Here is an 11686-nt window from a genome sequence, read left to right as displayed (position 1 = left end):
GTCCGCCCCGCCTGCGGCCGTTACATCGGGTTCCATGAAACACGCTTTTCCCTTCCTGAAACGCCGTCCCCGGGTCGCGGTCATCCGCCTGCAGGGCATGATCTCGGCCGGCGGCCGCATGGGCGGCGGGCTGAACGATGCCTCGCTGGCCCCGGTGATCGAACGCGCCTTTGCCCGCGGACGGCCCAGCGCGATCGCATTTTCGATCAACTCGCCCGGCGGCTCACCGGTGCAGTCGGCGCTGATCGCAGCCCGTATCCGTCGTCTGGCTGCCGAGAAGAAGCTGCCGGTCCATGCATTCGTCGAGGATGTCGCGGCCTCGGGCGGTTACTGGCTGGCGACGGCGGCCGACGACATCTGGGTGGACGAAAGCTCGCTTGTCGGATCGATCGGGGTCATCTCGGCCACATTCGGCTTTCCCGAATTCCTGTCGCGCCACGGGATCGAACGGCGCGTGCATACGGCGGGCAAGGCCAAGAGCTTTCTCGACCCCTTCCGTCCCGAAACGCCCGAGGATGTGCGTCGGCTGCACGCGATCCTTGAACCCATTCACGAGGCTTTCAAGGCACAGGTATCAGCCCGGCGCGGCAGCCGCCTGCAAGCAGGCGAGGACCTTTTCACCGGAGAGGTCTGGGTGGGCCGCGCAGCCGTTGAAAAGGGACTGGCGGACGGGATCGGGCATCTGGTCCCCAAGCTCAAGGAGATGTACGGCGACAAGGTGCGCATCGTTCCCCATGGCGTGAAGCGTCCGCTGCTGCAGCGGCTGACCGGGCGGGCCGTGGCCGAGGTGATGGACCAGATAGAAGAACGCGCGCTTTGGGCGCGTCTGGGCCTGTAGATCATGGTCAAGGTCATCACGCTCTTTCTGGTTTTCATCGCGATCCTCGCGCTTCTGGGCAGACTGCGGATGCCGGGTTTCCGGTTGCCGCGCCGCAAGTCCGTGCGCCGCTGCGACAAATGCGGGCGACCCTTGATCGGACGCGCGCGCTGTGAATGTGGAGGCAAGGCATGAAACCACGAGCATTGGTGACGGGCGCGGCGCGGCGACTGGGGCGCGCGATGGCGCTGTATCTGGCCAGGCGCGGCCACGATGTGGCGATCCACTATTCGTCCTCTGCCGAAGAGGCTGAAAGGACTGCGGCAGAGGCCCGTTCGATGGGCGTTCAGGCGATTGCCCTGCAGGCCGATCTCTTGGACGAATCCCAGACCGCCACGCTGGTCGGGCGCGCCGCCGAGGCCTTGGGCGGCCCCCTGACCGTCCTGGTCAACAATGCGTCGATCTTCGAATACGACACGATCCGCACCGCCACGCGCGAAAGCTGGGATCGGCACCTGGAATCGAACCTGCGCGCGCCCTTCGTGCTGACCCAGCGTTTTTCAGAACAGGCACCGCGCGCCAGCTGGGAAGACGGCGAAGCCCGCGCCCATGCGCTTGTCGTCAACATGGTCGACCAGCGGGTGCGCAAGCTGACGCCGGAATTCATGACCTACACGATTGCCAAGATGGGGCTTTGGGCCTTTACCCAGACTGCCGCGCGCGCGCTTGCGCCCGACATCCGGGTCAACGCGATCGGCCCGGGCACGACCCTGCGCGGCGACCGGCAAAGCGAGGCCCAGTTCCACGCCCAGCGCCGAGGCTCGATCCTGAAACGCGGCGCCAACCCCGACGATATCTGTGCAGCGCTTGGATATTTCCTGGATGCGCCCGCCGTCACGGGACAGCTGATCTGCGTCGACGGGGGCCAGCATCTGGGCTGGAAGACACCGGACATCACGGGCCCCGACGGCGCGTTCGAGACCGAAAACTGGAACGCCAAGGGCTGACTTGTCCACCGGATATGGTTGCGCGCAACTTCACGCGCGAAATTGACGCAGTTTTCAAGCCCTTGGCGGCCGCACTGTTTTTTATGCATATAATTCAGATGCTTAGCTTATTGCCTATATTTTGGGCAAACCAACGAAATCTGCGAGATTCAAGGAAAAATCGCGTTTGTCTAAGACTTCTCTACAGACTTATCCACAGATTCCGTGGAAAGCTTTGGCCTTGAAATTCGCGGCCATCAGGCGCAGCTGCTTGAGAGAATCGACGAGCAGGAAGATCGTGGCAAGATCATGGCAGACGTGACGCAGGGCAAGCTGACCGGGCACGCCCTGATCCAATCCTATCTGAAGACCTTGACCACCCAGCCCGGCGTGTATCGGATGCTGGATGAAGCCGGCCGCGTCCTTTATGTCGGCAAGGCGCGGAACCTGCGCGCGCGCGTCGCGAACTATGCCCGGCCCACCGGACACTCGGCCCGGATCGCCCGCATGATCCAGGCCACCCATTCGATGATGTTCCTGACCACGCGCACCGAGACCGAGGCGCTGCTTCTGGAACAGAACCTGATCAAGCAGCTGAAGCCGCATTTCAACGTATTGCTGCGCGACGACAAGTCCTTTCCCAACATCCTTGTCACCAAGGATCACCCCTATCCGCAGATCCGCAAGCATCGCGGGGCGAAGCGGGAAAAGGGCAACTATTACGGCCCGTTTGCCAGCGCGAGCGCGGTGAACCGCACGCTGAACCATCTGCAGCGGGTCTTCCTGCTGCGCAGCTGCACCGATTCGGTGTTTTCCAGCCGAACCCGGCCCTGCCTGTTGTACCAGATCAAGCGCTGCAGCGCCCCCTGTGTCGGCCGGATCAGCCAGACGGACTATGCCGCCCTGGTCGAGGACGCCGAGCGTTTCCTGCAGGGCCGCTCGACCCAGATCCAGGCGCGCCTTGCGCAAGAGATGGAGGCCGCGGCCGAGGCGCTGGAATTCGAACGCGCAGCCGCCCTGCGCGACCGGATCCGCGCGCTGACCGCCGTTCAATCGTCACAATCGATCAACCCGCGCGGCGTGGCCGAGGCAGACGTGATCGCCGTCCATATCGAAGGCGGCCAGGCATGCGTGCAGGTCTTCTTCATCCGCGCGAACCAGAGCTGGGGCAACCGCGATTTCTATCCGCGCACCGGGTCGGGCGCCGAGGAGCCCGAGGTTCTCGAGGCCTTCCTGGGTCAGTTCTATGCCGACAAGACACCCCCCCGGCTGATCCTCCTGTCGCATGCGATCGAGAATGCCGACCTCATGACCGAATTGCTGTCGGAACGGGCTGGCCGAAAGGTCGAGATCGCCGTGCCCCTGCGCGGCGAGAAGGCCGAGCTTGTCGCCAATGCCGCGCGCAATGCGCGCGAGTCGCTTGCTCGGCGGCTGAGCGAAGACGCGGCGCAGGCCCGCTTGCTCGAGGCCCTGGCCGAAGCCTTCGGGCTCGACCGCGTGCCAAGGCGCATCGAGGTCTACGACAACTCGCACATCCAGGGCGCGCATGCCGTCGGCGGGATGATCGTGACCGGGCCCGAAGGCTTCGTGAAAAGCCAGTACCGCAAGTTCAACATCCGCAATGCGGATCTGAGCCCCGGCGACGATTTCGGCATGATGCGCGAGGTGCTGACCCGGCGATTCCAGCGGCTGCTGAAGGAAGATCCGGACCGCAGCGGCGAGACCTGGCCCGATCTTCTGCTGATCGATGGCGGCGCGGGCCAGGTCGCGGCCGTGGTCGAGACACTGGAAGACCTGGGAATCGAGGACATCCCGGTCATCGGCGTGGCCAAGGGGATCGACCGCGATGCGGGCAAGGAGGAATTCCACCGCCCGGGCCGGCCGCCATTTGCCCTGCCGCGAAATTCGCCGGTGCTGTACTTCATCCAGCGCCTGCGGGATGAAGCCCATCGCTGGGCGATCGGGGCGCATCGGGCGAAACGGGCAAAAGCCATCGGCGCGACACCGCTGGACGAGATCCCGGGCATCGGTGCGGCGCGCAAACGGGCGCTTCTGACCCATTTCGGATCGGCCAAGGCGGTCAGCCGCGCGGGGCTGGAGGATCTCAAGGCCGTCGAGGGAATTTCCGCGGCCATGGCCCAGCGCATCTATGACTTCTTTCACTCGGGCGGTTAGGCAGGCGCGCTGACCGGCGCATTCGCGGCTGGGCGACGGAAAACCCTGCGCCACCCGTTCAACGCCTGACGCCACGAATTCTGCCTCTTCCACCCTTTATTGGCTTCGGCTACTCATTGCCCATGACCTGGACGATCCCGAATATCCTGACCGTCATTCGCCTGCTGGCCGCGCCCGGTGTTGCGGTGATGTTTCTGTACTTTCACCGCCCCTGGGCGGACTGGTTTGCACTGACCCTGTTCGTGACGGCCGCTGTGACCGACTTCTTCGATGGCTACCTGGCCCGGCTGTGGCGGCAGGAATCGAAATTCGGCGCCATGCTGGACCCGATTGCCGACAAGGCCATGGTGGTGATCGCGATCATGGTGCTGACGGGCTATTCGGGGATGAACCCCTGGCTGATCCTGCCGGCGACCATCATCCTGTTTCGCGAGGTCTTCGTGTCGGGCCTGCGCGAGTTCCTGGGCGCCAGCGCGGGGCTTCTGAAGGTCACGAAACTGGCCAAATGGAAGACCACGGCGCAGATGCTGGCAATCGCCATCCTGTTCCTTGGCACAGGGCTGGAGCATATGGAGGGTATCGCCCGGCGCGGACTGACGCCTGACCAATATGCCGACCTCGTCTCTCAGGGTCTTGCCGATCCCTTGCGGTCATGCGGCCTTCGCGGCTGTTCGTCCTATGCGACATTGGCGGGGCTTGTGTTGATCTGGATCGCGGCCATACTGACCTTCGTCACGGGCTGGGACTATTTCCGCAAGGCTCTGCCTTTCCTGAAGGATGACACATGATCGAAGTTCTGTATTTCGCCTGGCTACGCGAACGCATCGGTCAGCCGCGCGAGCGGGTCGAGACCAGGGCGCAAACCGTGGCAGAACTGGTCGAGGAACTGAAATCGCGCGAAGAACGCTATGCCGTTGCATTCTCGGACCTGTCGGCCGTGCGCGTCGCCGTCGACCAGGAGCTGACGGATTTCTCGGCTCCGATCGTGGGCGCGCGCGAGGTGGCATTCTTCCCGCCCATGACCGGTGGCTAGGATGGACATTCGCGTTCAGGCAGAGCCTTTCGATTTCGGCGCCGAATGCGCGAATTTCGGCCAGGGAAGGCGCGATGTCGGCGCGGTCGTCACATTCATGGGCGTCGTGCGCGACGATTCCGGCGCGCTGACCGAGATGGAGATCGAGCACTATCCCGGCATGACCGAACGCGCGATCGCGAAGATCGCGCAGCAGGCCCGTGATCGCTGGGCGCTGGCCGACGTGAAGGTGATCCACCGGCACGGCAGAATGCGTCCGGGAGAGGCGATCATGATGGTCGCAACCGCCGCGCGCCACCGCAAGGCCGCTTTCGAGGCCGCGGAATACCTGATGGACTATCTGAAATCCCGCGCCCCGTTCTGGAAGAAGGAATACGGGGCAGACGGCGCCCAATGGGTGGCCGCGAAGGACGAAGACGAAGACGCCCTGTCGCGCTGGTAGGGCATTCGGTCCGGCGCAGGGCCCAGACTATCGCCAGTCAAAGAAGCCGCGCGGAGCCTGGGCCAGCATTTCCCGGGCCAGATCCTGTCCCGCCTCGATTGCATCGCTGACGGCGCAACGGCGCTCGCCGGTGATGACCTCGGAACCGTCGGGCCGAAGGATCTCGCCGCGCAGCCAAAGACCATTGTCGTCATGCACGGCAAGCCCCGCGATCGGTGTCTGGCAGGACCCGTCCAGCGTGGCCAGAAAGGCGCGCTCGGCGGCCAGGCGTTCGCCCGTGGGGCCGTCGTGGATCGCGGCCAGCAGCTCGGCCGAGCGCAAGCAATCGGCACGTCGTTCGATCCCGATGGCGCCTTGCGCGACCGCGGGCAGCATCTCCTCGGGCTCGATCGCCCCCTTGGCGATTGCGGCCATGCCAAGACGGTTCAACCCGGCCATGGCCAGAAAGGTGGCCTGGGCGACTCCGTCCTCGAGCTTGCGCAGGCGGGTCTGGACATTGCCGCGGAACTCGACGACCTGCAGGTCGGGGCGGCGATTTTGCAGTTGCGCCCGCCGCCGCAGCGACGAGGTTCCCACGACCGCGCCTTCGGGCAGGTCCGCGATCCGGCCATGCGTGGTCGAGACGAAGGCGTCGCGCACGTCCTCGCGCGGCAGATAGCAATCCAGCATCAGACCCGCCGGCTGCTGTACCGGCATGTCCTTCATGGAATGGACCGCGATATCGATGCGCCCGTCCAGCAAGGCTTCCTCGATTTCCTTGGTGAACAGGCCCTTGCCGCCGATTTCCTTCAACGGCCGATCCTGGATCTTGTCGCCGGTCGTCTTGATGATGACGATTTCGCAGGAATCCTCGTCAAGGCCATGCGCCTCGATCAGGCGGTTGCGCGTTTCGAACGCCTGTGCCAGCGCAAGCGGCGAGCCACGCGTTCCGATCTTCAGCGGGTTGTGTGCGTCGGGCTTTCTCATGTGCTCGGCATAGCCGCGACAGATTGCCCTTGCAATGGCGGCAAGACGGCGCACGTCTTGACACGGCCCGACGCGGATGAATGAAAGGGCACAACGGAGGCACCATGACCAAGAAGATCCTGCGCGCCCTGGCCGGCGAGAAACAGGCCGTCCCGCCAATCTGGATGATGCGGCAGGCGGGGCGCTACCTGCCCGAATACCGTGCGACCCGCGCGCAGGCCGGCGACTTTCTGTCGCTGTGCTATTCGCCCGAACTTGCGGCCGAGGTCACGCTGCAGCCGATCCGCCGCTATGGTTTCGATGCGGCGATCCTGTTTGCCGACATTCTTCTGGTGCCGCAGGCGCTGGGTGCGGATCTGTGGTTCGAGACCGGCGAGGGGCCGCGCCTGTCGACGATCACGACAGCGGCCGAGCTGGCACGGCTGAAGCGCCCACAGGACATCCACGAACACCTGGCCCCGGTCTATGAAACCGTGCGGATCCTGGCGCGCGAACTGCCCCCCGAGGTCACCCTGATCGGGTTCGCCGGGGCCCCATGGACCGTGGCAACCTACATGGTCGCCGGGCGCGGAACGCCAGATCAGGGTCCCGCGCACCGCCTGATGCGCGAGGACCGCGCGACCTTTTCCAGCCTGATCGACCGGATCACCGACGCAACCATCGAATATCTTTCCGCTCAGGTCGAGGCCGGCGCCGAAGTCGTCAAGCTGTTCGACAGCTGGGCGGGATCGCTTGCCGGCCCGGATTTCGACGAATTCGCCCTGCAGCCTGCAAGGCGTATCATTGCCGAGCTGAAACAACGCCATCCGGGCCTGCCGATCATCGCCTTCCCGCGCGGGGCGGGTGATCGCTATGTCGGCTTTGCGCGCGCGACCGGGGCCGATTGCGTCGCACTGGATCAATCCGTCGACGCCGACTGGGCGGCCCGGCATGTCCAGCGCGACGGCTGCGTGCAGGGCAATCTGGACCCTTCGCTGCTGGTCACGGGGGGCGAACGGCTGGTCGAGGAAACCCGCAGGATCGTGCGCGCCTTTTCGGGCGGTCCGCACATCTTCAACCTTGGCCACGGGATCACCCCGGACGCCGATCCCGAAAACGTGCGCCTGATGATCGAGACGGTGCGCCAAGGCGTCTGAGACTCTGGACCTTTGCGCCGGTGTGGTTAAGCCTGATCGTGTCAGCACGGTCAGGAGACGTCACCCATGGATGATCTGGAACGATTGATCGCGGTCGCGCGCGGCGAGATGCCCGCCGACCTTGTCCTGCGCGGCGCGCGCGTCTTCGACGTGGTCACGGGCGAGACGATCGAGGGCGACGTGGCCATCGTCGGCGATCGCATTGCGGGTCTTGGCGATCCGTATGACGGGGTGCAGATCCTTGACCTTGACGGCCTGACGCTGGTGCCCGGCTTCATCGACACGCATCTGCATGTCGAAAGTTCGCTTGTCACGCCATTCGAATTCGACCGCTGCGTGACCCCGCGCGGTATCACGACCGCGATCTGCGACCCGCACGAGATCGCCAATGTCATCGGCGTCGAAGGCATCCGGTGGTTCCAGGAAGCCAGCCGCCACACGATCATGGACCTGCGCGTTCAGCTGTCATCCTGCGTGCCGTCGACCCAGATGGAAACCGCCGGCGCACGGATCGAGGCCGAGGATCTGCGTCCGCTGATGGGCCATCCAGGCGGCATCGGGCTGGCGGAATTCATGAACTATCCCGGTGTCATCCACCGCGACCCATCCGCGATGGCCAAGCTGCGGCTGTTTCAGGGTGGCCATATCGATGGCCATTGCCCCCAGCTTTCCGGCCGCGACCTGAACGCCTATATCGCCGCCGGTATCCGCACCGAGCACGAGGCCACGACCGAGGCCGAGGCGCGCGAGAAGCTGCGCAAGGGCATGCGCGTCCTGATCCGCGAAGGGTCGGTGTCGAAGGATCTCGAAGCCCTTGCGCCCATCCTGACCGACGCCGTGTCGGCCTATGTCTGCCTGTGCACGGATGACCGCAATCCGCTGGACATCGCCGAACAGGGGCATCTGGATTACATGATCCGGCGCCTGATCGAACGGGGCGCGACGCCCCTGGCGGCCTATCGCGCCGCGTCGCTTTCCGCGGCGCAGGCCTTCGGGTTGCGCGATCGCGGCCAGATCGCGCCGGGACTGAGGGCGGATATCGTCGCCCTGAGCGATCTTGGAACCTGCGATGTCCGGCGGGTGATCTGTGGCGGGCAGATCGTGGACGATGCTGCCTTTGCCCGGCGCATGCTGCTGCCCCCTGTCGGGCTGAACTCGGTGCGCGCGCCCCATTTGAAGCCATCCGATTTCCGCTGCCCGGCCAATCGCGCCGCAACCGACGTGATCGGCATCGTCGAGGGCCGGATCATCACCGAACATCTGCACGAAGAGATCGAGATCGAGGATGGCGACAAGCGCCCGGACCCCGCGCGCGACCTTGCCCGCATCGCGATCGTGGAAAGGCACGGCAAGAACGGCAACATCGCCACGGGCTTTGTCCGCGGCTTCGGGCTGACATGCGGCGCGATTGCCTCGACGGTCTGCCATGACCATCACAACATCGCGGTGGTCGGCATCGATTATGCGGACATGGCGCTGGCCGCGAACCGCCTGGCCGAGATCCAGGGCGGCTTCGTGGTCGTGCGCGACGGACAGGTTCTGGCCGAGCTTGCATTGCCGGTCGCGGGGCTGATGAGTCTCGAACCTTTTGAAACCGTACGCGACCGCCTGATCGACCTGCGGGCGGCCGCCCGATCCCTGGGCGTGCGGCTGCACGAACCGTTTCTGCAGCTTGCCTTCCTTGCCCTGCCGGTGATTCCCGCGCTCAAGATCACCGATCGCGGCATGGTCGATGTCACCCGGTTCGAGATCATTTCGTGACCATCGGCGTCGCGTTGAAATGAAACAATTGCTGCCCGTGCAGACGGTAGCCATCGATCAGTTCCCGCGCGCGCGGCCCCGTCAGCCAGGCCTCGACCAATGCCGCTTCTTGCGCGCGCACATGGGGGTGGCGCGCCGGATTGACGGGCAGGAAGGCATATTGATTGAACAGCGCCGGATCGCCTTGAACCAAAAGAACCAGATCGGCGCGGTTTGAAAAGTTCAGCCAGCTCGCGCGGTCGGTCAGGATATAGGCCCCCATTCCCGAGGCGGTATTCAGCGCGGCCCCCATTCCCTGCCCCGTGGCGCGGTACCATGCGCCGGACGGTGTGACCCCGGCGCGCGACCAGATCGACAGCTCGGCCCGATGGGTGCCGCTGTCATCGCCACGACTGACGAAGGGCGCGCCCGCACGCGCGATGCGCGCGAAAGCCTCGGCCGCGCTTCCGGCGCCGGCGACATGCGCGGGATCGTGCCGCGGGCCAACGATGATGAAATCGTTGTACATGATCTCGCGCCGGTGGGTCGCATGGCCCTGCGCGATGAACGCCTCTTCGGCCTCGCGCGAATGGACAAGGACCGCATCGACATCACCCGCCGCCCCCAGCCGCAGCGCCTGCCCGGTGCCGACGATCAGCAGCTGAAGCTCGATCCCCGTGTCGCGCGCGATCTCGGGCAGCAGGATATCGGCCAGCCCGGAATTGGCAAAGGACGTCGTGACCGCCATGCGCAACATCTCGGCGCGTAGCGGCGTCGCCAGCAAGAGCACCAGAAGCAGACTCGAAATCAGACGCGCAATCATGTGGGCAGATCTCCGGCAATATGGGCGCGGGCCTCGGGCGTGGCGGGGCCGGCAAAGAATTCCCGGGCCGGGGCGGCTTCATGCAATCGTCCGGCAAACAGGAAAACGATCTCGTCGGCCAGTCGGCGTGCCTGCCCGACATTGTGCGTGGACATGACGATACGGACGCCACGCGCGGATTCGCGCAACAGAACAGTCTCGATCTCGCGGGTCGAGGCATTGTCGAGATTGGCGCAAGGCTCGTCCAGGAACAGGATCTGGGGCTGCCGGATCAGCGCACGCGCCAACGCCATCTTCTGACGCTCGCCCCCGGACAGAACCGAGGCCGGGGCATCCAGCGCAACACCTGTCAGCCCGACGGAATCGGCCATTGCCCTTGCCGCAGCGCGCGCGGCACGGCGGCCCACGCCATCAAGGACCAGGGGATAGGCAATGCAATCCAGAACCGACCGTCGCATCAGGATCGGCGTCTGGAAGACGAAAGCCTGACGCGCCCGGGCGACGGCCTCGCCACAGGCCCAGTCGATCCGCCCGGCGCTGAGCCGCTCCAGGCCATGCATCGCGCGCAACAGCGATGTCTTGCCCGACCCGTTCGGCCCCAGGACCACGGTGATCCCACGCCCCTCGAGCGTCAGCGAGATGGGGCCCAGGATCCGCCGCCCGGCGCGCCGCAGCTCGAGGTCGGTGATGCGAAGGGGCAGAAGATTCGTCACCATCGGCTGCCCCTTTCCGTGCCAGAAAGGACATGCAGCGCCAGATTGATCGCCAGCGCCAGACCGATCAGGACAAAGCCCAGCGCCAGCGCCATGGCGAAATCGCCCTTCGCGGTCTCGAGCGCGATTGCCGTCGTCAGAACCCGCGTCGCATGGTCGATATTTCCGCCCACGATCATGATTGCGCCCACCTCGCCTATGGCGCGTCCAAAACCGGCCAGCGAAGCCGTCAGCAGCGCCCGGCGCGAATCCCACAACAGCGTGGCGACCCTCTGCGCCCGCGTCGTGTGCAGAGAGATCAACAGGTCATGGTAGTCGGCCCACAATTCCCGAATGGCCTGATGCGCGATCGATGCAATGATCGGGGTGATGATGATGACCTGAGCGATGATCATGGCCGTTGGCGTGAACAGCAAGCCCAGCACGCCCAGCGGACCCGAGCGCGACAGCATGACATAGACGATCAGCCCGACCACGACGGGCGGCAGCCCCATCAGCGCGTTCAGCGTGGCAATCACGACCCGCCGCAAACGGAACCGGCTCACCGCCAGCCACGCTCCCAGAGGCAGTCCCAGTGCCGAAGCGATGACCGTCGCGGACAGCGTCACCTGCAGCGACCGCAGGCTGATCTCGACCAGATTGGCATCAAGCGTCGCGATCAGCCTGACCGCCTGCGTCAGCCCACTGACGATATCGTTCATCGCGCTGCCACCCTTCCCGTATCGGGGTCGATCCCTGACACGCTCGTCGACAGACAGGATGTCACGGCTTTTTCCAATCGGGTCATCCCCACACACGACCGGTCCGCGGCAGAACGCGACCCGGCCATACCGCCCAGGGCCACGGTCGCAGGCC

12 protein-coding genes are annotated in these 11686 nt (G+C 65.2%); 8 read left to right on the top strand and 4 right to left on the bottom strand.

Annotation, left to right across the window (positions count from 1 at the left end):
* The first annotated feature begins 34 nt into the window (after positions 1–34).
* From LV82_RS09240 to LV82_RS09215, 6 genes are all read left to right on the top strand, one after another.
* The gene (locus LV82_RS09240) at positions 35–838 is read left to right on the top strand and encodes a S49 family peptidase (RefSeq protein WP_104071037.1); all 804 of its coding nucleotides are present in this window, start codon (positions 35–37) and stop codon (positions 836–838) included.
* A 170-nt stretch (positions 839–1008) separates the two neighbouring features.
* Positions 1009–1824, top strand: coding sequence for an SDR family oxidoreductase (locus LV82_RS09235; protein WP_104071036.1), 816 nt, complete (start codon positions 1009–1011; stop codon positions 1822–1824).
* Positions 1825–2112: 288 nt separating this feature from the next.
* Positions 2113–3978, top strand: coding sequence for an excinuclease ABC subunit UvrC (uvrC, locus tag LV82_RS09230; protein WP_104071258.1), 1866 nt, complete (start codon positions 2113–2115; stop codon positions 3976–3978).
* A gap of 122 nt (positions 3979–4100) precedes the next feature.
* On the top strand, positions 4101–4766 hold the full coding sequence (gene pgsA, locus LV82_RS09225; RefSeq protein WP_104071034.1) for a CDP-diacylglycerol--glycerol-3-phosphate 3-phosphatidyltransferase: 666 nt from the start codon (positions 4101–4103) through the stop codon (positions 4764–4766).
* Positions 4763–5011, top strand: a complete 249-nt coding sequence (gene moaD, locus LV82_RS09220) for a molybdopterin converting factor subunit 1 (protein ID WP_104071033.1) — start codon at positions 4763–4765, stop codon at positions 5009–5011. Before pgsA ends, moaD begins: the two co-directional genes overlap by 4 nt.
* Before the next feature lies 1 nt (position 5012).
* The gene (locus LV82_RS09215; protein ID WP_104071031.1) at positions 5013–5453 is read left to right on the top strand and encodes a molybdenum cofactor biosynthesis protein MoaE; all 441 of its coding nucleotides are present in this window, start codon (positions 5013–5015) and stop codon (positions 5451–5453) included.
* A gap of 27 nt (positions 5454–5480) precedes the next feature.
* On the opposite strand, the gene hemC is transcribed toward LV82_RS09215, so the two are convergent.
* Entirely contained in the window at positions 5481–6419 is a 939-nt protein-coding gene (gene hemC, locus LV82_RS09210; protein WP_104071030.1) for a hydroxymethylbilane synthase, read from the bottom strand.
* Between the two features lie 104 nt (positions 6420–6523).
* Between hemC and hemE the strand changes: the two genes are divergently transcribed.
* Together hemE and ade are read left to right on the top strand one after the other, a co-directional pair.
* Complete coding sequence (gene hemE, locus LV82_RS09205; protein ID WP_104071028.1) at positions 6524–7555, top strand: uroporphyrinogen decarboxylase; 1032 nt, start codon at positions 6524–6526, stop codon at positions 7553–7555.
* Between the two features lie 66 nt (positions 7556–7621).
* Positions 7622–9316, top strand: a complete 1695-nt coding sequence (ade, locus tag LV82_RS09200) for an adenine deaminase (protein WP_104071027.1) — start codon at positions 7622–7624, stop codon at positions 9314–9316.
* Here ade and LV82_RS09195 read toward each other — a convergent pair.
* The 3 genes from LV82_RS09195 to LV82_RS09185 are packed head-to-tail and all read right to left on the bottom strand — an operon-like array spanning position 9306 to position 11532.
* Positions 9306–10118, bottom strand: coding sequence for an ABC transporter substrate-binding protein (locus tag LV82_RS09195; protein ID WP_104071025.1), 813 nt, complete (start codon positions 10116–10118; stop codon positions 9306–9308). The genes ade and LV82_RS09195 overlap by 11 nt on opposite strands.
* On the bottom strand, positions 10115–10834 hold the full coding sequence (locus tag LV82_RS09190; RefSeq protein ID WP_104071024.1) for an ATP-binding cassette domain-containing protein: 720 nt from the start codon (positions 10832–10834) through the stop codon (positions 10115–10117). Before LV82_RS09190 ends, LV82_RS09195 begins: the two co-directional genes overlap by 4 nt.
* Positions 10828–11532, bottom strand: a complete 705-nt coding sequence (locus tag LV82_RS09185) for an ABC transporter permease (protein WP_104071022.1) — start codon at positions 11530–11532, stop codon at positions 10828–10830. Before LV82_RS09185 ends, LV82_RS09190 begins: the two co-directional genes overlap by 7 nt.
* Positions 11533–11686 lie beyond the last annotated feature (154 nt).

It is taken from the genome of Albidovulum inexpectatum (genome assembly GCF_002927635.1).
Taxonomy (GTDB): Bacteria; Pseudomonadota; Alphaproteobacteria; order Rhodobacterales; family Rhodobacteraceae; genus Albidovulum; species Albidovulum inexpectatum.
This window is presented reverse-complemented; position numbering and strand designations above follow the sequence as displayed.